The organism is Streptomyces sp. NPDC090499 (assembly GCF_044769305.1).
In the GTDB taxonomy this organism is placed as follows: Bacteria; Actinomycetota; Actinomycetes; order Streptomycetales; family Streptomycetaceae; genus Streptomyces.
Window position 1 is genome coordinate 1737135 of the sequence record NZ_JBIVXP010000001.1, and the last position, 22273, is coordinate 1759407.

Consider the following 22273-nt stretch of genomic DNA (forward strand, 5'->3'; position numbering starts at 1 on the left):
CGCCCGACACGCCGCCGGAGGCGGCCCACCGCTACAGCCCCGGACGGCCGGGAAGCCAACCACGCGGTACTGGCACACCTGGCCGAACACCGGGTCACCTGGCGCCCCTGACCCACACCCCCTCACCCACCCGGCAGGCGATCAGCACAGCTCCGGCCGATCCACCGGACAGAGTCCGACACGCCGCCGGAGGCGGCCCACCGCTACAGCCCCGGACGGCCGGGAAGCCAACCACGCGGTACTGGCACACCTGGCCGAACACCGGGTCACCAGGCGCCCCTGAGCGGCCGAGCACAGAGTCAGCCACGGGCCTTGGGGTCCCCTTGCGCGGGCGCGGGAGAATGGACGGTGGTCATCGGACCGTAGTCATCGACACCGTACGAGGAGGACCAGACATGGCGGAGCCCACGCCGCGTCGGAACGATCCGCGGCTACGCCCCGCGCCCCTGCTCTTCGAGCCTGTGGAAGCGGTCGCCGACCCCGAGCACTTCTTCGGCCTGGAGTCGATCGACGACCCCGGGGCGCTGCTGACCCGTGCCACGGAGCTGACCCAGGCGTTCCGGGTGGCCACCGACCGGGCGGTGGAGTTCCAGGCCATGGCCGCCGCCCAGCTCGCCGACCCGCGCCGCTTCGACCGGCTGACCGCGGCCGACATCGCCGAGCGGGCCGAGTGGACCGAGGACTACGCGAAGAAGATGGTCGAGTTCGGCCGGGATCTGCTGAGGGGGAGGGAGGGGCAGGGGCCCGAGCAGATCTAGCCGGACCCGGCTGATGGCATATGCCGGGTGGGCAAGATACGCCCCTCCGTTCGCCCCTGTCCGGGTTTCCCGCAACTGACGGCGAGCGGGTGTGCACGAGGGGTATCAATTCCCCATGAGCCGCACACCGTACGAGACCTTCCCGGGCAACCTCGCCGAGCTCGGTGACGCCGCCGGGGTCACCCCGGACGGAGCCGCCTGGCTGGCCTCCGCAGGAACGTATCCGCGGAGCACGCTCGCGTTCTGGGAGGAGCGGCCGGACGCCCCGGTCGTCCTGCCCTGCGGGACCGTGTTCGACGTGGTGAACGCCCCGGCGATCTTCGGCCGCCGCATGCTGGACCGACTGTGGGACGAGGGGCCGGGCTCCGGACCGGTCGCCGTCTTCCGGGGCCGGATGCTCCTGTTCGCCGCCCCCGGCACCGCCGCCCGGCTGCCGTCGCTGCTGGGCTGGGAGGAGTGGGGCGGCCGGGGCGGTGCGGTGCCGCCGCTGCTGTGCCACGGCACCGGCGACGCGGTGACCGTACCGGCGCCGGCGCCGCACGGCGGCCCCTCCCCCGCCCCGGTCGGCACCCGCTGGCTGGTCGCCCCGGACACCCGGCACCCGTGGCTTCCCGGCCCGGAGATCCTGCTCTGGGCGGCCGTCCGCGCGGCCCGCCCGACCGTCCGCATATCGATTTTTCCTCCCACCGATCAGGATGCTAAGGTCTACGACGTCAGCAGGCGCCGCTAGCTCAGTTGGTTAGAGCAGCTGACTCTTAATCAGCGGGTCCGGGGTTCGAGTCCCTGGCGGCGCACGCGAAGTAGCCGAAGGCCAAGCTCCTGTGAGCTTGGCCTTCGGCTTTTCGTCGGCGGGGTGCAGTCGCCGGGATTCAGTCGGCGGGATCTCAGTCAGCGGGAGATCAGTCCGGCTTCGTCGGCGTGATCTTCACGTTCCAGGCGCCGGACGCCGTCCGCCCCTCCACCGCCACCTGTACGCCGTCCCCCGGCACGGTGAAGCTCTCGCCGAGGGCGACCGGGGCGTCGGCCAGCGGCGGGTAGACCGAGTTCTCCCAGCAGGCCTCGGTGCGCGGATGGGCGTCGACCACCTGGATCGGCCCGTTGCCGGAGGCCGTCTCGTCACGGACCCGGTAGACGAGGATGCCCTGCCGGCAGGCCGCGCTGTCGTTGCCGGACGCGTCGCGCGCCTCGAAGGCCAGCGCGGTGTCGGGCCCGGTGCGCACCACCGCCAGCTTGGTGCCGTCGCCGAGCCCGAAGGCGGGGGCACCCGCGGCGCCCCGCGCGGGCCCGCCCGGCCCGGCGGAGAGCGGTTCCAGGGTCAGCCGGGTCGGCGCGGCCCCCCGGACGCACACCACCTGGCGCGGATCCAGCCATCCGAGCTTCCACTTGTGCCAGGCGAAGAGGTCCGGGGAGAGACCGAACTGGCTGCCCATCAGATCCCAGTCGCCGACGTAGGTGTCCCAGTCGCCCCTGCCGTCCACCGGACGGTGGTAGAGGTCGGGGAGGTCGAAGACGTGCCCGGTCTCATGGGCGAGAACCAGCCGGTCCGGCGGATGCTTCTCGAAGACCGTGACGACCCGGCGGACGTCGGTGCCGTCCACGTGCACCGGGGTGTCGAGGTTGACCACCTTCGTGGCGTCGGAGTCGACGCCGGGCGCGTCCGGGTCGGCCACGAGGTACACGATGTCGTAGCGGGAGAAGTCCACCTCGGGATCGGCCGCCGCGAACGCGTCCCGCAGGTAGGCGGCCCGCAGCGGGATGCTCCAGTCGCGCCGCATGCCGTAGGCGGCCGAGGGCCGGGGCATCCGCAGCCAGTGGCTGAGCGAGTGCGGACGGATGGTGAACTTCCCGTAGGAGGCCTGCTCGTAGTAGCGGCTGGTGGCCGGGAAGTGGTCGGCGACCAGCTCCGCGGGCGTGGTCTGCGGGGTCGCGTCCGGGAAGGAGAGGAACACCATCACGGCCGAAAGCGCATGGGTGGGGCGCGTGTAGTCGGGGTTCCAGGTGTCGACGCCCTCGGAGTGGTGCGCGTCGGTGCGGTGCAGGGCGCAGGGGGCCGTGGAGAACGGCTCCGCGGACGACGGCCCGGTCAGGATCGTCGTCGCGACGAGCGCCGACATCGTGGTGAACACGGCGGCGGAACTGCGCAGCAGGAGACGCGGCACGGAAGGACCTCCGGGGGCGGTTCGCGGGACACCGCACCCAGCCTCCGCGAGTTTGTCACCTTATGACCTGTTTATCTGCACCAGAAGGGTGAGGAGCCACCTGCTCATCACGGGCAGACCCGAACGGCCGACACCCCGGGACGCTAACGGAACGTCACAAGTGGTCGGGCGCCTCAAGAACCCGTCCAGGTGCGGGCAGAAACGATCTGTCAGAATCGCCGGTTCATCGGGGACACTGGACAGTGGCTGGAAGGCCCTCGGGCCAGCCTCTATGATCGGCACACTTTCCTGCACGGACAGAGATCGAGTGCACTGCGGGAGCGAGCGGTGAGCGGAACCTCCGAAGGGCCGACGCCCGCGGCAGACCTCGACCGGTCCGCCGTCACAGAGAGTGACAACACCTACCGGAAGTCGTACGCGAAGACAGACGAGAAGACAGCACCGACGACCTACGAGCACGCCTTCGCGGCCGCCGCGCTGCCCATGGCCGTGGTCGACCGCGAAGGGCTGGTCACCGCCGCCAACGAGGCGTTCGCCACCCTGATCGGCGCCGATCAGGCCGGGCTCCCGGGGCGGATCGCCGCGGACCTGGTGGACCTGGCCTCCGACGCCCGTACCTGGCACGCCTATCGCGAGGTGCTGCGCGGCCGGCAGGCCAGGCTGCGCTGCACCCGCCGGCTGAAGCACCCCGACGGCCACTCGGTCTGGACCCAGGTCACCATCGCCCCGCTGGCCAAGGACGTGCCGGGCGTGCTGATCTCGGTCTCCGACATCAGCGCCCGCCGCGAACTGCAGGCCCGGCTGCGGCACTTGCAGATGCACGACCCGGTGACCCGGCTGCCCAACCGGACGCTGTTCTTCGAGCGGCTGTCGGCCGCGCTGGAGGCGGAGTCGTACGAGCAGAGCGGCACCGGCCGGATCGGCCTGTGCTACCTGGACCTGGACGGCTTCAAGGCGGTCAACGACACCCTCGGCCACCGGGTCGGCGACCGCCTGCTGGCCGCCGTCGCCGAACGGCTGACCCGGGTCGCCGACGAGGCCGGCTTCGCGCGGGCCGGGGTGCCGCTGGTGGCCCGGCTCGGCGGCGACGAGTTCGCCCTGCTGGTCGAGGACTCGACGGGCACGGAGCAGTTGGCCGACCTCGCGGAGTCCGCCCTCGCGGCCCTGCAGGCGCCGTTCGACCTGGCCGGTCAGCGGCTGTCGCTGTCGGCGTCGATCGGAGTGGTGGAGCGGCACGCCGCCGGCACCACCGCCACCGGCCTGATGCAGGCCGCCGACACGACGCTCTACTGGGCGAAGGCCGACGGCAGGTCCCGCTGGACGCTGTTCGACCCGGAGCGCAACGCCCACCTGGTGACCCGGCAGGCGCTCTCCTCCACCCTCCGCCCGGCCATCGAACGCGGCGAGTTCGTACTGGAGTACCAGCCGCTGGTGGGCATGGGGGACGGCCGGCTCAGCGGGGTCGAGGCGCTGGTCCGCTGGCACCACCCGGAGTTCGGCACACTAACGCCGAATCGGTTCATCGGATTGGCGGAGGAGGACGGCTCGATCGTCCCGCTCGGCCGCTGGGCCCTGACCACCGCCTGCCGGCAGGCCCGCCGCTGGCAGCTCGACCACCCCGGCGAGCCGCCGATCTTCGTCAGCGTGAACGTGGCCGTCCGCCAGGTCTGGGACTCCGACCTGGTCGCGGACGTGGCGGAGACACTGGCCGAGACCGGCCTGGCCCCGCACCTGCTCCAGCTGGAGCTGACGGAGTCGGCGGTCATGGGCTCGGCGGGACGGCCGTTGCAGGCGCTTCAGGCCCTCAGCGACATGGGCGTCCGCATCGCCATCGACGACTTCGGCACCGGCTACTCGAACCTGGCCTACCTCAGCCGGCTCCCGGTCTCGGTCCTCAAGCTGGACGGTTCCTTCGTCCGGGGCTTCCAGTACGACGACCCCGGCGACCGGCCGAACCCGGCGGACGAGGTCGTCGTCGAGGCGATGATCCAGCTGGCCCACCGCCTGGGCCTCACCGTCACCGCCGAGTGCGTCGAGACCTCGGCGCAGGCCTCCCGGCTGCGCCACATCGGCTGCGACACCGGCCAGGGGTGGCTCTACTCCCGGCCGGTGACGCCGGATCGTATCTCCGAGCTGCTGGACACCAGGACCTACGCGGACACCCCGGTCGGCAAACCGTAGGCGTCGGCGACCAGTTCGTAGGAGCGCAGGCGCAGCTCGCCGCGGTGGGCGTGCGTGGTGAGCATCAGCTCGTCGGCGCCGGTGCGCTTCTGCAGGTCGTCGAGGCCCGCGCGGACCTCGTCGGCGGTGCCGTGCACGATGTTGGCGGTCCAGGAGTGCACGAACTCCTCCTCCATCGGGGAGAACTCGTGCTTCTCGACGTCGTCGGGGTCGGGGAACAGGCCGGGCCGCCCGGTGCGCAGCCGCAGCATGTTCACCGCACCGGCCCGCACCTGGCGCTGCGCCTCGCGCTCCTCGTCCACGGCGAGGACGGAGACGCCGATGAGGGCGTAGGGCTCGTCGAGGACGGCGGACGGGCTGAAGGACTCGCGGTACAGGTCGAGGGCCGGAACGGTGTTCTGCGCGGAGAAGTGGTGCGCGAAGGCGAACGGCAGCCCGAGCATGCCGGCCAGCCGGGCGCTGAACCCGGAGGAGCCGAGCAGCCAGACCGGCGGCCGGTGCGGCGACTGCACCCCGCCGGCGGTCGTGCTCTGCACCGGCCCGGGGATGGCGTGGATCCTGCGGTACGGATGCCCGTCCGGGAAGTCGTCGTCCAGGAACCGGGTCAGCTCGGCGAGCTGCTGCGGGAAGTCGTCGGCGCCCTCGTTGAGGGTCTGGGTCCGGCGCAGCGCGGCGGCGGTGGCGCCGTCGGTCCCCGGCGCCCGCCCGAGGCCGAGGTCGACCCGGCCCGGCGCCAGCGCCTCCAGCGTCCCGAACTGCTCGGCGATCACGAGCGGGGCGTGGTTGGGCAGCATGACGCCGCCCGAACCGAGGCGGATCCGCTCGGTGTGGGCGGCGAGGTTCGCGAGGATCACCGCGGGTGAGGAGGAGGCCACGCCGGGCATCGAGTGGTGCTCGGCGACCCAGTACCGGTGGAAACCGCGCGCCTCGGTGAGCCGCGCGAGCGAGGCGCTGGTGCGCAGGGCGTCGGTGGCGGTACTGCCGGTGCCGACGGTCACCAGGTCCAGTACGGAGAGGGGCACGGGGGCGGTCCCGTGCGTGATGCCCCGAATCTCGTCTGCCGACACGGTGAGAGCCTCCTGTTTTACGGCCGTGAGCTGTCCTGGGGCGCAACAGGAGGAGGTCTCCGTTTATTCCTGCGCTTTCTGCCGTGGAACCACTGCGGCTGGGTGGGGGCTGGTCGCGCGGTTCCTCCCCCAGCCTTCGGCCGGGGCCCCCAGCGCCCCTTGGCCGGCTGCGCCACCCGGCGCCGAGAGGCCCCGCCCTTCAACCGTCCGAGCCTCCCCTCCTCGCGTTTCAGCCGACCGGGGGTCGGGTGGTGGGTGGGTGGGCGGGGGTTTTCGGGGGTCCGGGAGGCGGGGCCCCTGGTGCGGGGAGACCGTCAGGCCTGGACGATTGGTTCGCGGGTGAACAGGGCGCCCAGTGCGGGAGCGTTCACCCGGCGGTCCGCCAGCCTCAGCCCCTCCCACACGGTCACTTGATTCGCCGTGAGCACCGGCTTCGACAGCGCCTTCTCCAGGAGGGACACGTGCGCCGCCGTGTGCAGTGCCGTGTCCGGGAGGAGGACCGCCTCCGCTTCGGAGACGTCGGCCGCCTGCGCCAGGGTCAGGACCTCTTCCTCCCCCCACGTCCCCACCTCCGCCGCCGTCACGATCCCCGAGGACCGCACGCCGGCCACCTCCAGGCCCCCGGCCCGCAGGAAGTCGGCGAAGAGGGACGCCACGTCGTCGGGGTAGGTCGCACCGACCGCCACCCGCCGTACCCCGAGCTCCCGCGCCGCGTGCACGAACGCGAAGGACGTGGACGACGCGGGCATCCCGGCCGCGCGGGCGAGCGCGCGGACCTGCTGCTGGGCGCCCTCCCAGCCGTACACGAAGCTGCCGCTGGTGCACGCCCACACCACCGCGTCCGCACCCGCGAGCCGCAGCTCCGCCACCCCGGCGGCCAGCCGTTCCTCGGCCCCCATCTCGCGCAACGCGTCCACCCGGTGCGCGTCCTCACCGATGTCGGTGTGGACGACGTCCACCCGGATGTCGCTGCCGAGGAGCTGTTCGATACGGGGGTAGTCGTCCTCCGCGGAGTGTCCCGGATAGAGAAGTCCGAGCGCTGTCATGTCCACCCTTCCTGCTGTTCTTCCGGCAGTACGGGCCGGTCACGCGCCGCCGCCGGTTCGTCCAGGTGGCGGACCAGCGCCTGATAAGGGCCCACCGCTCGGGTACCCAGCCTGCGCAGCGCCGCCCACATCGTGACCTGGTTGGCCGACAGGACGGGGATGCGCAGCTCGGCCTCCAGCTGGGGGATGACGTCGTAGGTGGGGAGGTTGGTGCAGGAGATGAACAGGGCGTCGGCGGCCCCCGGCCGTACCGCCTGCCGGGCCATGGCCACCACGTCCCGGTACGGCACCTGCCAGATGTGCCTGGTCAGCCCCATGAACGCGCAGCCGGCGACCCGTACGCCCGCCTCCGCCACGTACTCCTCCAGGACCCGGGTCACCGAGACCGTGTAGGGCGTGACCAGCGCCAGCCGCCGTACGCCCAGCTCGGTCAGCGCGTCGAGGAGCGCCCCGGAGGTGGTGAGGGCGGGCACCGCGCCGGAGCGGGTCATCGCCTCGCACATCGCCCGCTCGCCCGCGATGCCGCCGACGAAACTGCCGGAGGTGCAGGCGTAGGCGACGACCTCGGGCGCGACCGCGGTGAGCGCGCGTACCGCCTCGCCGAGCGTCTCGTGCTCGCTGACCAGCCGGGCCAGGTCGAGGCTGACCTCGACCGGGACGAAGGGTGTCCTGGTCAGGTGCAGGGAGACGTCGTCGGGCACCCAGCGCCACAGCTCGCGGTCGAGCGCGAAGTCGAAGGGCGCCACGACGCCGATGCCGCGCTGGGGGCGAGGTCCGCCCAGAAAGGAGACGTCCATGGGAAGTCACCGGCCTCACGCTGGAGATCGAGGGGCAACGGTCGACGGATACGCCCGTGTTGACGAAGGTAGGTTCGGGTGCCAGCGTGGTCAATCCGCGCATCCGAGACGTTCCATCCGCCCATGTCAGACACTGTCGGACACCGGGAGACCGCCCCGCATGACACCACCCGTGCCCACTCTGCTGGTCCTCGACGCCGACCCGCCCCCGCGGCTCGGCCGGCTCACCGGCCGCGCCCGGATCGTGCACACGGACGCGGCGGGCCTGGCGGCCCGGCTGCCGGCGGCGGACGTCCTCCTCGTCTGGGACTTCGCCTCGCACGCCGTCCGCGAGGCCTGGCCGGGCGAGGGGCCCCGGCCGGGCTGGGTGCACACGGCGAGCGCGGGCGTCGACCACCTGATGTGCCCGGAGCTGGCCGATTCCGACACGGTCGTCACCAACGCGCGCGGGGTCTTCGACGCGCCCATCGCCGAGTACGTGGCCGCGCTGGTGCTGGCGCTCGCCAAGGACCTGCCGCGGACCCTCGACCTCCAGCGGGAGCGGACCTGGCGGCACCGCGAGGCGCGCCGGGTGGCCGGCACGCGCGCGTGCGTGGTCGGTTCCGGGCCGATCGGCCGGGCGGTCGTCCGCACCCTCAAGGCGCTCGGGATCACCACGGCCCTCGTCGGCCGCGTCCCGCGTACCGGCATCCACGGCCCGGACGACCTGGACCGGCTGATGTCCCGCGCGGACTGGGTGATCGCGGCCGCCCCGCTGACCGAGCAGACGCACGGCATGTTCGATACGCACCGCTTCGGCGTGATGCAGCCGTCGGCCTGCTTCATCAACGTCGGCCGGGGCGGGCTGGTCGACGAGGAGGCCCTGGTCCGGGCGCTGACCCGGCGCTGGATCGCCGCCGCGGCCCTGGACGTCTTCGCGACCGAGCCGCTGCCCGCCGACAGCCCGCTGTGGGACGTGCCGGGTCTGCTGGTCTCGCCCCACATGAGCGGGGACACGGTCGGCTGGCGGGACGAACTGGGCGTCCAGTTCGTGGAGTTGTACGAACGGTGGGCGGCGGGCAGGTCTCTGCTGAACGTGGTGGACAAGAAGCGCGGATACGTGCGCGGTCACTGACTCCCGGGAGGGTGCCTCTCATGCAGCTCACCGACCTCACCGCCCGGCAGCTCCTCGACGGTTACCGCAAGGGCGAGTTCGGCCCGGTGGCGGCGGTCCGGGCGGTGCTGGAACGGGCGGCGCGGATCCAGCCGGAGGTCAACGCCTTCGTGCGGCTCACCGAGGAGGACGCCCTGGCGCAGGCGCGGGCGTCGGAGGAGCGGTGGCGGCGGGGCGAGCCGCGGGGCCTGCTCGACGGCGTGCCGGTGACCGTCAAGGACATCCTCCTCCTGCGCGGCCACCCGACCCTGCGCGGCTCGAAGACGATTGCGGCGGCCGGGAGCTGGGACGAGGACGCGCCGTCCGTCGCCCGGCTGCGCGAGCACGGCGCGGTGTTCGTCGGGAAGACCACCACGCCCGAGTTCGGCTGGAAGGGCGTGACCGACTCCCCGCTCTCCGGCATCACCCGCAACCCGTACGACGGCTCGCGCACCGCGGGTGGTTCGAGCGGCGGCAGTGCGGCGGCCGTGGCCCTGGGCGCGGGTCCGCTCTCCCTCGGCACGGACGGCGGCGGCAGCGTGCGCATCCCGGCCGCGTTCTGCGGGATCTTCGGCCTGAAACCGACGTACGGCCGGGTCCCCCTCTATCCCGCGAGCGCCTTCGGCACGCTGTCCCACGTGGGCCCGATGACCCGGGACGCGGCCGACGCGGCGCTGCTGGTGGACGTGACCGGGACCCCGGACGCCCGCGACTGGTCCGCGCTCGGTCCGCCGCCGGGCTCCTTCGTGGCCGGCCTGGCCGGTGGCGTCCGCGGCCTCCGGGTGGCCTTCTCGCCCACGTTCGGCGGCCAGGTCGCGGTGCAGCCGGCGGTCGCGGCGGCGGTACGGCGGGCGGTGACGGGGCTCGTGGAACTCGGGGCGTACGTCGAGGAGACCGACCCGGACTTCAGCGACCCGGTGGAGGCCTTCCATGCGCTGTGGTTCGCCGGTGCCGCCCGGGTGGCGCAGCGGCTCACCCGCGGGCAGCGGGAGTCGCTCGACCCGGGGCTGCGGGAGATCTGCGGACAGGGGGCCCGGCTGAGCGCCCTGGAGTACCTGGCGGCGGTCGACGTCCGGATGGACCTGGGCCGACGGATGGGCCTCTTCCACGAACGCCATGACCTGCTGGTGACTCCGACCCTGCCGCTCACGGCGTTCGAGGCGGGGGCGGAGGCGCCGAAGGGCTCGGCCCACCGCCGCTGGACGGGCTGGACCCCCTTCACCTACCCGTTCAACCTCACCCAGCAGCCGGCCGCGACGGTCCCGGTCGGCACGGACGGGGCCGGTCTCCCCGTCGGCCTGCAGATCGTGGCCGCCCGCCACCGCGACGACCTGGTACTTCGCGCCGCCCACGCCCTGTACGAGGCGGGGGTGGCCTCGGCACCGCCGAACAGCACCGTCGCGGCTTAGCGCCGTGGCGGCGGGAGAAGAAGGGCCGGCAGCTCGCAGGGGAAGAGGGAGCAGAACCGCGGGAAGCGGCGAGCGCGCGGGGGCCACGGCGAGTTCGGCACCGCCGAACAGCACCATCGCGGCTTAGCGCCGTGGCGGCGGGAGAAGAAGGGCCGGCATCTTGCAGGAGAAGCCGGCAGCTCGCAGGGGAAGAGGGAGCAGAACCGCGGGAAGCGGCGAGCGCGCGGGGGCCACGGCGAGTTCGGCACCGCCGAACAGCACCATCGCGGCTTAGCGCCGGGGCGGCGGGAGAAGAAGGGCCGGCATCTTGCAGGAGAAGCCGGCAGCTCGCAGGGGAAGAGGGAGCAGAACCGCGGGAAGCGGCGAGCGCGCGGGGGCCACGGCGAGTTCGGCACCGCCGAACAGCACCATCGCGGCTTAGCGCCGGGGCGGCGGGAGAAGAAGGGCCGGCAGCTTGCAGGAGAAGCCGGCAGCTCGCAGGGGAAGAGGGAGCAGAACCGCGGGAAGCGGCGAGCGCGCGGGGGCCACGGCGAGTTCGGCACCGCCGGACAGCGCCGTCGCGGCATAACGTTGATGCGGCATAACTCCGTCGCGGCATAACTCCGTCGCGGCATAGCGCCATCGCGGCATAACTCCGTCGCGGCATAGCGCCATCGCGGCATAACTCCGTCGCGGCATAGCGCCATCGCGGCACAGCGCCATCGCGGCGGAAGGGAGGAACCCGCGCCCCGCGGGTGAGAGGAAAGAGTGGCGGCCCCGGGAGGAGGAGGGACGCCGCCGTCCCGGTGGAGTGGCGAGAAGGCGGCGGGGCGGGGAGGGGGGCGGCTTCACACGGCCCGGAACGCCAGTTGTTCCCCCGTCGCCCCGTTGCGCCACAGGTCGTTGCAGGCCTCGGCGAGTTGCGGCAGGCCGTCGACCACTTCGCCCCACACGGTCCCGGGGACCCACCCGACGTCGCCGTTGAGGAGCAGGTTGTTGCGTTCGTAGAAGAGGGCCAGGTCGACGACCGTGGTGCCGGGGCGTGGCTCGCGGTCGTAGCCGTAGGCCTGCGTGGCCAGTTCGGTGCCGGCGAAGGAGAAGTAGCAGAGGTCGCCGGGGATGGGTGTGACCGTCGGGTTCTCCAGGGGCGGTTCCGTCGGCGTGAACGGCGGGAAAAGGGCGTAGATCTCGTTGCGGGCGTACTTGGCGTGGTAGACGTCGCCGGACAGCGGCAGGGCGTCCCAGACGGCGGCGCAGGTGACGGGGGCGCGGTCGTCCAGGAGCCTGGCCTTGGCGGTGACACCGCGGCTGACCAGCGAGACTTCGATGAATCGTTCGGTCATGCCTTCCATGGTGCATAAGTCGGTTGGGGTCGGGTAGCCGCGCCGCCATGGCTCCACCACTCGGGAACGAATCAGACACATCAGGGTATGAATCCAGACACAGTCGGCGGGCGGTGCTCGCGGGTGCCGCCGCGGTCGGCGCACTCGGTGCGTTCGGCGCCGCCGGCTGCACGCGCGTGGCCGCCGCGGCCGGCACCGACGGCGGTGACCTGCTGCAACGGCTGCGCGCCCAGGGTGTCGTACGGCTCGGCATCGCCGGTGAGATCCCCTTCGGGTACATCGACAAGGACGGGCACCTGACCGGTGAGGCCCCGGAGCTGGCGAAGGCGGTCTTCAAACGGCTCGGGGTGGACCGGGTGCAGCCGGTGCCGACCGAGTTCGGCTCGCTGATACCCGGGCTGAACTCGCAGCAGTTCGACGTCGTGGCCGCCGGGATGTACGTCAATCCGGAGCGGTGCGAGCAGGTGATCTTCGCTGATCCGGACTACCAGATGCTCGACTCGTTCGTCGTGCGCAAGGGCAATCCCAAGGGGCTGCACGACTACCAGGACGTGGTCGCGAAGAAGGCGAAGTTCGCCACGGGGACGGGCTACGCGGAGATCCAGTACGCGGTCGAGGCCGGGTACAAGGAGAGCGACATCCTGATCGTGCCGGACCAGGTCGCGGGACTGAACGCCGTGGAGGCAGGGCGGGTCGACGTGTTCGCGGGGACCGCGGTCACCGTCCGCGACGTCGTCAAGAAGTCCGCCAAGACCGAGGCGACCAGACCGTTCGCCCCACTCGTGGGCGGCAAACCGCACGTGGACGGGGGCGCGTTCGCGTTCCGGTCGGCGGAGACGAAGCTGCGGGACGCCTTCAACGTCGAGCTGCGCAAGCTGAAGCAGAGCGGCGAACTGCTGCGGATCCTGCGGCCGTTCGGTTTCACCCAGGCGGAGATGACCGACCTGACGGCGAAGGAGCTGTGCGGGGGAGGGCAGAGCGGATGACCTCGGGACTGTGGGACCTCGTACTCAAGGGGGTCTGGACCACTGTTCAACTCCTGGTGCTCAGCGGGCTGTTGATGACGGCCGTGGCACTGGTGGTGGGGGTGGCGCGCACGCACCGGCGCTGGATCGTCCGGTTCCTCGCCGGGCTCTACACCGAGGTGTTCCGCGGCACCTCGGCGCTGGTGATGATCTTCTGGGTGTTCTTCGTGCTGCCGGTCGCCTTCGGCTGGCAGCTGGTGCCGATGTGGGCGGGGACGCTCGCGCTCGGCCTGACGTACGGCGCGTACGGCTCGGAGATCGTGCGCGGGGCGCTGAACGCGGTCGACCCGGCGCAGCAGGAGGGCGGGATCGCGCTCAGCTTCACGCCCTGGCAGCGGCTGCGGCTGATCCTGCTGCCGCAGGCGGTGCCGGAGATGATCCCGTCCTACTGCAACCTGCTCGTGGAACTGCTCAAGGGCACCGCGCTGGTGTCCATCACCGGCATGGGCGACCTGGCGTTCAGCGGGAACCTGGTGCGGCTGGCGTTGCAGGAGAGCGCGCACATCTACACGTACCTGCTGCTCATCTACTTCGTGATCGCGTTCGTCATCACCCGGCTGATGCGCGGTCTGGAGAAGCGGCTGAAGGCCGGCATCGGCAAGGACCCGGGTGACGAACGTGCGGCGCGTGCGGTGAAGCGCAGGGAGACGACCGGGGTCGGTGGTGTCGCGTGACGTGGGACTGGAGTGCCGTACGCGAGTTCATGCCGCACTTCTGGGACGGCCTGTGGGTCACCCTGGAGGCGCTGGCGCTCGGTTCGCTGATCTCGTTCTCGCTGGGGCTGGTGTGGACGCTGCTGATGCGGACGCCCACGCGCTGGGTGCGCTGGCCGGTCGGCGCGGTGACCGAGTTCGTGCGCAACACCCCGCTGCTGGTGCAGCTGTTCTTCCTCTTCTACGTGCTGCCCGAGTGGGGGCTGACGTTCTCCGCGCTGACCACCGGGGTCTTCGCGATCGGCCTGCACTACTCGACGTACACCATGCAGGTCTACCGGGCCGGTATCGAGGCCGTCCCGGCCGGGCAGTGGGAGGCGGCCACCGCGCTCAGCCTGCCGGCCCGGCGGACCTGGTTCGCGGTCATCCTGCCGCAGGCGGTGCGCCGGGTGGTGCCGCCGCTCGGCAACTACGTGATCTCGATGCTCAAGGACACGCCGATCCTGATGTCGATCACCGTGCTGGAGATGCTCGGCCAGGCCCGGCTCTTCTCCCAGCAGCACTTCCAGTTCACCGAGCCGGTGACGGTGATCGGCGTCGCCTTCATCGTCATCTCCTACCTCGCCTCCGTTCTTCTGCGCACCCTGGAGCGTCGCCTTGTCCGTTGACACCAGCAAGCAGCCGAGTACCGCCGGCACCGCGTCCGACGAGCTGATCCGCATCGAGGGGGTGACCAAGCGGTTCGGGGACAACACCGTCCTCGACGGGCTCGACCTCGCCGTGCAGGCGGGCCGGCACGTCACCCTGATCGGTCCCTCCGGCTCCGGCAAGACCACGATCCTGCGGCTGCTGATGACCCTGACCAAGCCGGACGCGGGCACCATCACCGTGGACGGGCAGCGGCTCTTCCCGGCGCCGGAGAAGGAGCTGCGGGAGGTCCGCAAGCAGATCGGGATGGTGTTCCAGCAGTTCAACCTGTTCCCGAACATGAGTGTGCTGCGCAACATCACCGAGGCCCCGGTGACCGTGCTCGGCCTGTCCAGGGACGAGGCGGAGACCCGCGCCCGGGAGCTGCTCGACCTGGTGGGCCTCGCCGACAAGGCCGACGAGCGGCCGACCCGGCTCTCCGGCGGCCAGCAGCAGCGGGTGGCGATCGCGCGGGCGCTGGCCATGCGCCCGAAGGTGCTGCTCCTCGACGAGGTGACCTCGGCGCTCGACCCGGAGCTGGTCGCGGGCGTCCTCGACCTGCTCAGGGACATCGCCCGCAGCACCGACATCACCATGCTCTGCGTGACCCACGAGATGAACTTCGCCCGGGACATCTCCGACCAGGTCCTGATGTTCGACTCGGGCCGGGTCATCGAGGCGGGCCCGCCGGAGCGGATCTTCAGCGAGCCCGAGCACGAGCGGACCCGGGAGTTCCTCGGCGCGGTGCTGTAGATAATTCCACCGCCGACGCCGTAAAGGTTTTCCCGCGTCGCGCCACGACTACAGGAAGTGAACGCTCGATCACCCGAGGTCCGGCGGCCGGGGCATTCCGCTGGCATATGCCGGAGGGTCTTTTCCGCAGCTCGGAGGGCTGCAATCTCGCCAACACCCCCTCCGTTTCCGGCGCTTGCCCGTTATCGTGGAGGGGATCCGCCGTCCGGATCGCGGCCCAAGCAGTGCAGCCGAAGCAGTATCGCCGAGCGAGCGCAGGGGGACCACCGTGGCGCTGATGCACGAGCCGACCGCCCCGTACCACTCCGCCCAGGACGCCCTCCGGGTCCTGGAGACGGTGGCGGGGCACGCCACCGGCGTCACCGACACCGAACTGGCCCGCCGGACCGGCCTGGACCCCGAGCGGCTGACCGCGCTGCTGCGCATGCTGCGCCGCGAGGGGTACGTCGAGCAGGTGACCGACGGCGCGTACGTGACCGGCGAGACCCTGCGCCGGCTCGGCTCCGCGCACGAGCGGGAGCAGGCCCTCGGCGAGCAGCTCCAGCAGACCCTCGACCGGCTGCGCGACTCGGTCGGCGCCGCCGTCTACCTCAGCCGGTACATCGACGGCGAGGTGCGGATCGGCCCGTACGCGGACGGCCCGGCCACCCCGGCGGTCAACGAGTGGGTGGACTTCCGTTCCTCCGCGCACGCCACCGCGATCGGCAAGAGCCTGCTCACCCAGCTCGACCACAACGCCCGCCGCGACCACCTCTCCCGGCACAAGATGGCCCGCCTCACCTCGCGCACCATCACCAGCGACAGGCTGCTGCTCTCCCGCCTGGAGGCGCAGCCGCCGACGGTCCCCGTCCTGGACCTCCAGGAGTACGCCATCGGCACGGTGTGCGCGGCCGTCCCGATCACCGCCGGCTCGGCCGTGGGCTGCCTGGCGCTCTCCCTGCCGGTCGAGCACGCGCACCGGCTCCGCCAGGCCGCCGACACCCTGAACCGCGGCGCCGCTCCCCTGCTGCTCTCCCTGGCCATCTAGGCAGGGCCCGGCGGTGGTCGGAAGCACCCCGCCGGACCAGGTACTATTTTCTTCGTCGCCAGCCGTGCGAAACAGTCGAAAGACGGTTCGAACGGTCGGCGTGAGTCATGCGCCGCTAGCTCAGTTGGTTAGAGCAGCTGACTCTTAATCAGCGGGTCCGGGGTTCGAGTCCCTGGCGGCGCACCGAAGAAGGGCCTCTCGTGGACACGAGGGGCCCTTCGGCATCCTCCGGGGTCAGCCTGCGGTACGTCCGCTCCCCCGGCGGCCGCCACCACACCGGGTCGGCACACGTCACGCCCTCTCTCCGCAGCGCCGCCCGCCGGATCTTGTTGGTCGCCGACACCGGCATCCGCTCCACCACCCGCACGAACCGGGGCGCCATCTTCGTCCCCAGGTCGGGCTGGGCCAGCAGGAACTCGGCGAAGTCCAGCGGCTCGAACCGACCGGCGATCGTCGCCATCACCTGGTCCCCGGTCACCGGGTCCGGCACCCCGTACACGGCGACGGCCTCCGCACCCTCGTAGCGGGCCACGATGTTCTCGATCACCGCGGCGGCCAGGTTCTCCCCGTCGACCCGGATCCGGTCGTCGGTACGCCCCGCGAAGTACAGGTACCCGTCCGCGTCCCGGTAGAAGAGATCCCCGGTCCAGTACCAGCCTCCCCTGCGCCGCTCCGCCTCCGCCGCCGCGTTCCGCCAGTACCCCTCGAACGGGTTCGGCGCCCGGTTCACCAACTCGCCTATCGCCGTCTCCCCGTTCAGCAGCCGGCCCCCGGAGTCGAAGACGGCGGCCGGGCACTCCTGGCCCGACTCCTGGTCGAGTACGACGAGCCCCGGTGCCGCCCGCCCCACCGCCCCGGCCGGCGTCCCCGGCGACCACTGGATCGCCGCCCCGCCCTCCGAGGACCCGTACCCCTCGACCAGCCGCACCCCGAACCGCTCCTCGAAGGCCGCCGCGTCCACGGCCCCGGCCTCCGTCCCGAACCCGAGCCGCAGCGGGTTGTCCCGGTCGTCGGGGCGCGGCTCGGTGGCGAGCAGGTACTGCACCGCGCGGCCGACGTAGGTGAAGTAGGTGGCCCGGTAGCGCCGTACGTCGCAGAGGAACCCGGACGCCGAGAACCGCCGCCGCAACGCCACCCCGGCGCCCGCGACCAGCGCGGGTGCCCAGTCGGCGATCACCGCGTTGCCGTGGAACATCGGCATGCAGACGTAGTGCACGTCGTCGGGGCGGACCCCGAACTGCCCGGCGAGCGACCGCCCGGCCGCCGCGAGCCGCCCCTGCGAGCAGAGCGCGGCCTTCGGGGCACCGGTCGAACCGGAGGTGAAGTAGAGCAGGATCCGGTCGGCGGGGGCGGCCCGGGAGGCGTCGGGAACGGCACCGAGATACGGGGCGAGGAGAGCGCCGTACTCCGGTCCGTCGGTGACGAGGACCCGGACACCGGGCAGTTCGAACCCGGCGAGCAGCGGCAGGTGGGCCCGCTCGGTGACGAGCACCGGGCATTCGGTGTGCAGGATGTCCCGGGCGAGCTCGGGACCCCGGCGGGTCGGGTTGATCCCCGCGACGGCGGCTCCGGCGAGCGCGGCGGCCCCCAGCCAGAGGGGGAACTCCGGGGTGTTGTCGAGGAGGACGCCGACGTGGGGCACCGCGCCGGGCGGCAGCAACTCCCTGAACAGGGCCGCGCGGGCAGCGGCTCCGGCGGCCACGTCGTGGTGCGTCAGCACCCGCTCCTCGAACCACAGCCCCGGCCGGTGGTCCCCCCACCGGGCGGCAACGGCTTCAGCGACGGTGTGTTCCTCGACAGCCATGGAGAAGCAGATTAATTGACACTCCGTCAGATAAACACCCTGGGGGCGCGGGGAACTGCGCGATCAACCACGACGCACCCGCACCGCCCCACCCACCGATCGCGGCAATCACGGCGCCATCCCGTCCGCCGCCGAGAAGACGAAGTGCACCGCCCCCATGAAGACCAGGGGGATCGCGATGAACACCACGAAGAACGCCACCGCGCACCCGGTCCCCACCGCCAGTGTCCCCTGCGAGGGCGACTTCGACGTCGCCCCCTCGGGGCGCTCGGGCAGGTAGTGGACCGTCACGAAGTCGCCCTCGATCACGGTCGACCGCCCGCCCGCCTCGTCGAAGCGGACGACCCGCCCCTCGGCCGTGGTGAACTCGAAGACATGGTGCAGCGTGGTCGTCACGGACGTGTCCCCGACACCGCCGCTGGTCCTCGTGTACGACCGCAGACAGCGCGCCTCGGCGGTACGCCCGTGACGCCAGGTCCGGCTGATCTCACTCGACCGCCGCAGCGTCCAGACCAGCCCGAGGACGCCGACGACGACGAAGATGCCGGGAATGATGTAGAACAACGCTTCCAACAGGCCCATGAGAGTCCCCCGCCTCCGCACGCCGGTCCGGTTGACCGGCGTGGCGGGAACGTACCTCCGCGGCCCGCGGCGGGTCCTCAAGCGAAGCTCAGATCAGCCGGGTGTTACCCGCCTGTCGAACGGCGCGGGTCAGAACGTGACGTCCGAGCAGGCATAGAACGCGTTGCCCGTGTCGGCGATCGTCCAGACCGCCAGGATCACGTGGTGACCGCTCAGCCCCGACGGCAGGGTGCCGCTGTGGCTGAGGGTGGCCGGCGGGCGCTGGCCGTTGTAGGGGACGGTGAGGAACGGGGTGGTGTTGAGGTCCGAACGGGCGAGGGCGTGGTTCTGGTTCCAGCCCTGCTTGGTGACGTAGTACTTGAAGTCGGTCGTGGCGTGCATCGCCGTGAACTGCCAGCGGAACGTGTACGTCTGACCGCCGGTCACCTTCGTGGTCGGCCAGGCGCCGCCCGACGGCGTGGTCGGCGAGCTGAGCTGGGCGAACCTGCTCAGCCCGCCGTTGCAGATCTGGCCGTCGGCGGGACCGGCCGCCGGGAAGCCCTTCGGGCCCTCGACGCTCTGCGGCTCGTACTGGATGTCGCCGCAGTTCGTCACCGTGCCGTTGGCGCAGAGCTTCTGCCGGCTGATGGGGAGGTCGGTGTAGCCGTGCCCGCTGGCGCCGCCGGTGGAGAGTGCGAAGGCTCCGGCGGTCGCCACGCCGAGCACGACGGCCGAGATCTTGGTCCGTTTACGCATGCTGCCGCTCCTGGTGAACGTGGGGGAGGTTCGGTGAGCCGTGCAGGTCTAGACCAAGTCTCAGATTATTGCCGCTTGTTGAACATGTCCATACCAAACGGGGTACCTGTGCCGGTATCCGTCCCCGTCACGGCACGGCTTCGGTGCGCCCCGAGCAGAACGCCACCGTCAGGTCCCGCACCAGCACCTTGCGTTCGTAGTCGTCGAGTTCGACGAGTCCGCGCATGGTCAGCCGGGTCACCGTGTCCTCGACCGAGTCCACGACCGAGGTGAGCATGGTGGCCCGCTGCCGGGCGTCGAGCGCGGCGATCCGGCGCCGCTGCATGGCCCCGGCCACCTCCGGGGCGTACTCCACCCGGACCGGCTGCACGGAGAACACCTCCAGTCCGATGCCCGCCGCGTCCGCCGAGACCAGCCGGGTCAGCGCGTCCGCGGCCATCTCCACCGAACCCCGGGCGGTGCCCGGCGGCTCCACCGGCACCCGGGCCAGCGCGGCCTCCACGCACTCGCGCAGATACGTCTCGTGGTCCTCGACGCCCAGCGCCGCCCGCGCGGTGTCCCGCACCCGCCACACCACGAGGACGACGACCCTGAGCGCGACCCCGTTGCCGTCCGCCGCCGGCATCTCCTCGCTGCGCCAGTGCCGCAGCCGGACGTCGACCCGGCGGCGCAGGAGCAGCGGGTTGACCCAGAGCAGGCCGGTGCGCCGTACCGTCCCCCGGTAGCGGCCGAACAGGCCGAGCACCCAGGCGCGCCCGGTCGCCCCGCGCGCGAGCCCCGCGAAGCCGGCCACGCCGAGCGCACCGGTCCCGGCGTACGCCGCCCACTGCGCCGGGCCGAGCCCCGCGCCCCCGTACGCCGGCAGGTGCAGCGCGTGCGCCGCGAGCGTCGGCAGCACCCCCGCCCACCAGGAGGTGGCGAGCCCCCCGGCCACTCCCGCGAGCCCGGCGCACACGCCGGCCGCACCCGGCAGCACCCGGGCCGGACGCTCCACCAGGTCGGGATCGACGGCGGCGACCGGCCGGGGCTTGGCCGGGAGCGGGCGGCGCAGCCGGGGCTGTTCGCCGGTGCCCTGCCGACGGCCGACCACGGCCGGTCGCAGCGGCACCGAGACCGGGTCGGGGTCGTCGCGGAACAGCAGGTGGACGGGGATCTCGGTGGTGATCTCGTTCTGGATGAGCCGGGGGGTCGGACGGGCGGGGGGCCCGCCGTCCGGGGGCCCGTCCGCATCAGGGGTGTGTTCGGTGGTCGTGCTCATGCCTGCCTCCAGCCTCCGCGCCAGATGCTTCAGGTGTTCCTCGGGTGGTCCTCAGCGGGTCGCAGTCGGGGTCGTCACAGGAACAGGCGGCGCCAGGTCTCGGGCCCCGGGTAGCCGTCGGCCGCGCCGCCGCGCCAGCCCTGGGCGCGCTGGAACGCCTCGACGGCCCTGCGGTCCGCCTCGCCCCAGGCGGCATGCGGGCCGCCCGGGTAGAACCGGCCGTATCCCTTCTCGACCAGCCGCCTGCCGAGCCGGGCGACGTGGTCGTTGGCCGCGCCCGGACGGAAGAAGTTCTTGCCGGGGTAGCCCGGGACCCCGTGCGAGGCGGGGGCGGCCGGGACCCCGGTGCCGGGCTTGATGTTCCGGCCCCTGCCGGTGGCGAGGAGTTCCCAGGTGCGCGGCCCCGGCAGGCCGTCGGCGGCGGCGCCGGTCCAGCCCTGGGCCTGCTGGAAGGCCCGGGTGGCCCGCTGGTCCGCGGCGCCCCAGACCGGCCCCGGACCCTTGCTGTAGTAGCCGCCGGCACCCCGGGCGACCAGCAGCTGTCCGAGGAGGGTGACGTACTTGTTGTGGGCACCGGGCCCGAAGTAGGCCGCCCCCGGGTACGGCACCGCCGTCTTCGCCGCCTGGGCGCCGGGCGCGGCCGGGTCCGCGATCAGGCCCTTGTAGCGGTAGGGGACGTACTTGGCGGAGTTGGTCCAGTAGGCGTAGGGGGTGGCCTGGCTGCGGGCGTGCGGGGGTGTCTGCTCGTACACCGTGTAGGAGGTGTGCGTGTAGTCCGTCCAGCCGCCGAAGAGCACGACGTGCGAGCCCTTCTCGGGGTCGTCCGGGTTGTGGAAGAGCAGCATGTCGCCGGGCTGGAGCTCCTCCTTGGTGATCTTCGTGCCGAACTGGTCGAGGCTCCCGGTCCACTCGTTGCCGGTCAGTCCCCAGGCCATGGAGACGTAGCCGGAGCAGTCCTGCCGGTATCCGTCCGTCCAGTAGAGGGACATGCTGTACGGCACCTTGGCGGTGACCCAGGTCTTGGCCCGGTTGATGATCTGCGTGCGGGTGATGGGGGGCGTGGTGACCGGGCCCTTGACGGGCTTGCCGTGCGGCCCGTGCAGGGGGGACTTGGCGCCCTGCGGGGTCTGGGGATCGGGGTCCACCGGGGCGGCGGACCGGTGCGGGGCGGGCGGGGTGCTGTGGGCGGCGGCGGTGGGGGCGCCCGCGGCGAGGGCGGCGGACGCGGCGGCCACGACCAGGACGCCGCGGGCCGCCGGGTGCCCGCCGAAGCGGCCGGGCAGTGGGGAGGGGCTCACCCGCCGCCAGTGGACGCAGCCGGGGCATTCGCAGGTGGTCGCGGGGTCGTACTCCTCGAAGACCGGGGCCGGCATGCGATTCCCCTCACACTTCATGTTGATATGTCCGGGACTGTGCACGTTGATCAGTTTCCCAACTGTGATCCCGGTGCGCATGCTGACGGTCCGAATGATGTACGGCAGAGGGCGGACGAGGGTCGCCCTGGTGGCCGATGGTCGGGAGCACGGTTCCCGGTCGGGTAGAGTTCCTGATGTCAGCAGGCGCCGCTAGCTCAGTTGGTTAGAGCAGCTGACTCTTAATCAGCGGGTCCGGGGTTCGAGTCCCTGGCGGCGCACCGACACCGGGAAGGCCCTCCGTACCAACGGGGGGCCTTTCGGCGTACACCCCGCCGGTCACGCGAGGCCGCTTCGACACCCCTTGCCGCCCCTTGCCCCCTTATGTCAACAACCGACACGGCCGGTCCACACAATCCCCACACGCTCCGCAATGAACGCGTATGCCCGGTAAACACGGCGTTTCGCCCTTGCGATCATGCTGAGCACCGTAGAACCCTGGTTGTCCAAAGTGCCGGTGTTTCGC

20 protein-coding genes and 3 tRNA genes are annotated in these 22273 nt (G+C 72.0%); 13 read left to right on the forward strand and 10 right to left on the reverse strand.

Features of this window, described 5'->3' with window-relative positions:
• The first annotated feature begins 395 nt into the window (after nucleotides 1–395).
• From ACIQVL_RS08020 to ACIQVL_RS08030, 3 genes are all read left to right on the forward strand, one after another.
• A complete protein-coding gene (locus tag ACIQVL_RS08020) occupies nucleotides 396–758 on the forward strand; it encodes a hypothetical protein (protein ID WP_403434401.1) in 363 nt (120 codons plus the stop codon).
• 115 nt (nucleotides 759–873) lie between these two features.
• Complete coding sequence (locus ACIQVL_RS08025; protein WP_403434403.1) at nucleotides 874–1488, forward strand: bifunctional DNA primase/polymerase; 615 nt, start codon at nucleotides 874–876, stop codon at nucleotides 1486–1488.
• Nucleotides 1479–1552 (forward strand) — tRNA-Lys (locus tag ACIQVL_RS08030). The genes ACIQVL_RS08025 and ACIQVL_RS08030 overlap by 10 nt, the downstream gene beginning before the upstream one ends.
• A gap of 105 nt (nucleotides 1553–1657) precedes the next feature.
• Here ACIQVL_RS08030 and ACIQVL_RS08035 read toward each other — a convergent pair.
• Nucleotides 1658–2872, reverse strand: coding sequence for a M6 family metalloprotease domain-containing protein (locus ACIQVL_RS08035; RefSeq protein ID WP_403474806.1), 1215 nt, complete (start codon nucleotides 2870–2872; stop codon nucleotides 1658–1660).
• Between the two features lie 372 nt (nucleotides 2873–3244).
• Here ACIQVL_RS08035 and ACIQVL_RS08040 point away from each other — a divergent pair, with 372 nt between their 5' ends.
• Complete coding sequence (locus ACIQVL_RS08040; RefSeq protein WP_403434406.1) at nucleotides 3245–5098, forward strand: putative bifunctional diguanylate cyclase/phosphodiesterase; 1854 nt, start codon at nucleotides 3245–3247, stop codon at nucleotides 5096–5098.
• Here the strand turns inward: ACIQVL_RS08040 and ACIQVL_RS08045 are convergent.
• The 3 genes from ACIQVL_RS08045 to ACIQVL_RS08055 form a co-directional block, all read right to left on the reverse strand.
• The gene (locus ACIQVL_RS08045; RefSeq protein ID WP_403474739.1) at nucleotides 5068–6165 is read right to left on the reverse strand and encodes an LLM class flavin-dependent oxidoreductase; all 1098 of its coding nucleotides are present in this window, start codon (nucleotides 6163–6165) and stop codon (nucleotides 5068–5070) included. The genes ACIQVL_RS08040 and ACIQVL_RS08045 overlap by 31 nt on opposite strands.
• Nucleotides 6166–6479: 314 nt before the next feature.
• Entirely contained in the window at nucleotides 6480–7211 is a 732-nt protein-coding gene (locus tag ACIQVL_RS08050) for an aspartate/glutamate racemase family protein (protein WP_403434413.1), read from the reverse strand.
• The gene (locus ACIQVL_RS08055; RefSeq protein ID WP_403434414.1) at nucleotides 7208–8008 is read right to left on the reverse strand and encodes an aspartate/glutamate racemase family protein; all 801 of its coding nucleotides are present in this window, start codon (nucleotides 8006–8008) and stop codon (nucleotides 7208–7210) included. Before ACIQVL_RS08055 ends, ACIQVL_RS08050 begins: the two co-directional genes overlap by 4 nt.
• Nucleotides 8009–8168: 160 nt before the next feature.
• Here ACIQVL_RS08055 and ACIQVL_RS08060 point away from each other — a divergent pair, with 160 nt between their 5' ends.
• Complete coding sequence (locus tag ACIQVL_RS08060; protein WP_403474740.1) at nucleotides 8169–9122, forward strand: D-2-hydroxyacid dehydrogenase; 954 nt, start codon at nucleotides 8169–8171, stop codon at nucleotides 9120–9122.
• A gap of 20 nt (nucleotides 9123–9142) precedes the next feature.
• Nucleotides 9143–10549 (forward strand): amidase, encoded by a 1407-nt coding sequence (locus tag ACIQVL_RS08065; protein ID WP_403474741.1) that lies wholly within the window; start codon nucleotides 9143–9145, stop codon nucleotides 10547–10549.
• An 827-nt stretch (nucleotides 10550–11376) separates the two neighbouring features.
• On the opposite strand, the gene ACIQVL_RS08070 is transcribed toward ACIQVL_RS08065, so the two are convergent.
• Nucleotides 11377–11871 carry a DUF3830 family protein gene (locus ACIQVL_RS08070; protein ID WP_403434421.1) on the reverse strand — a complete coding sequence of 165 codons (495 nt, stop codon included), beginning with the start codon at nucleotides 11869–11871 and terminating at the stop codon, nucleotides 11377–11379.
• Between the two features lie 47 nt (nucleotides 11872–11918).
• Between ACIQVL_RS08070 and ehuB the strand changes: the two genes are divergently transcribed.
• The 6 genes from ehuB (at nucleotide 11919) to ACIQVL_RS08100 (ending at nucleotide 16199) form a co-directional block, all read left to right on the forward strand.
• The gene (gene ehuB, locus ACIQVL_RS08075; RefSeq protein ID WP_403474742.1) at nucleotides 11919–12857 is read left to right on the forward strand and encodes an ectoine/hydroxyectoine ABC transporter substrate-binding protein EhuB; all 939 of its coding nucleotides are present in this window, start codon (nucleotides 11919–11921) and stop codon (nucleotides 12855–12857) included.
• On the forward strand, nucleotides 12854–13570 hold the full coding sequence (gene ehuC, locus ACIQVL_RS08080; protein ID WP_403434426.1) for an ectoine/hydroxyectoine ABC transporter permease subunit EhuC: 717 nt from the start codon (nucleotides 12854–12856) through the stop codon (nucleotides 13568–13570). The genes ehuB and ehuC overlap by 4 nt, the downstream gene beginning before the upstream one ends.
• Entirely contained in the window at nucleotides 13567–14217 is a 651-nt protein-coding gene (ehuD, locus tag ACIQVL_RS08085; RefSeq protein ID WP_093502586.1) for an ectoine/hydroxyectoine ABC transporter permease subunit EhuD, read from the forward strand. Before ehuC ends, ehuD begins: the two co-directional genes overlap by 4 nt.
• Nucleotides 14207–14989: an ectoine/hydroxyectoine ABC transporter ATP-binding protein EhuA gene (gene ehuA, locus ACIQVL_RS08090; protein ID WP_403434429.1), complete on the forward strand. Its 783-nt coding sequence runs from the start codon at nucleotides 14207–14209 to the stop codon at nucleotides 14987–14989. The genes ehuD and ehuA overlap by 11 nt, the downstream gene beginning before the upstream one ends.
• Nucleotides 14990–15257: 268 nt before the next feature.
• Nucleotides 15258–16016, forward strand: a complete 759-nt coding sequence (locus tag ACIQVL_RS08095) for an IclR family transcriptional regulator (protein WP_403474743.1) — start codon at nucleotides 15258–15260, stop codon at nucleotides 16014–16016.
• Between the two features lie 109 nt (nucleotides 16017–16125).
• A tRNA-Lys gene (locus tag ACIQVL_RS08100) sits at nucleotides 16126–16199 on the forward strand.
• Here ACIQVL_RS08100 and ACIQVL_RS08105 read toward each other — a convergent pair.
• From ACIQVL_RS08105 to ACIQVL_RS08125, 5 genes are all read right to left on the reverse strand, one after another.
• Nucleotides 16165–17820, reverse strand: a complete 1656-nt coding sequence (locus ACIQVL_RS08105; protein ID WP_403474744.1) for a long-chain-fatty-acid--CoA ligase — start codon at nucleotides 17818–17820, stop codon at nucleotides 16165–16167. The two genes, ACIQVL_RS08100 and ACIQVL_RS08105, sit on opposite strands and share 35 nt — an antisense overlap.
• Nucleotides 17821–17928: 108 nt before the next feature.
• On the reverse strand, nucleotides 17929–18402 hold the full coding sequence (locus ACIQVL_RS08110) for a DUF3592 domain-containing protein (RefSeq protein ID WP_403474745.1): 474 nt from the start codon (nucleotides 18400–18402) through the stop codon (nucleotides 17929–17931).
• Nucleotides 18403–18531: 129 nt separating this feature from the next.
• Complete coding sequence (locus tag ACIQVL_RS08115) at nucleotides 18532–19137, reverse strand: lytic polysaccharide monooxygenase (protein ID WP_351958126.1); 606 nt, start codon at nucleotides 19135–19137, stop codon at nucleotides 18532–18534.
• A 127-nt stretch (nucleotides 19138–19264) separates the two neighbouring features.
• Nucleotides 19265–20395 (reverse strand): SPFH domain-containing protein, encoded by a 1131-nt coding sequence (locus ACIQVL_RS08120; protein ID WP_403434439.1) that lies wholly within the window; start codon nucleotides 20393–20395, stop codon nucleotides 19265–19267.
• Between the two features lie 74 nt (nucleotides 20396–20469).
• Nucleotides 20470–21768, reverse strand: a complete 1299-nt coding sequence (locus ACIQVL_RS08125) for a peptidoglycan-binding protein (protein WP_403474746.1) — start codon at nucleotides 21766–21768, stop codon at nucleotides 20470–20472.
• Nucleotides 21769–21954: 186 nt separating this feature from the next.
• Here ACIQVL_RS08125 and ACIQVL_RS08130 point away from each other — a divergent pair.
• Nucleotides 21955–22028, forward strand: a tRNA-Lys gene (locus ACIQVL_RS08130).
• The last annotated feature ends 245 nt before the right edge of the window (nucleotides 22029–22273 follow it).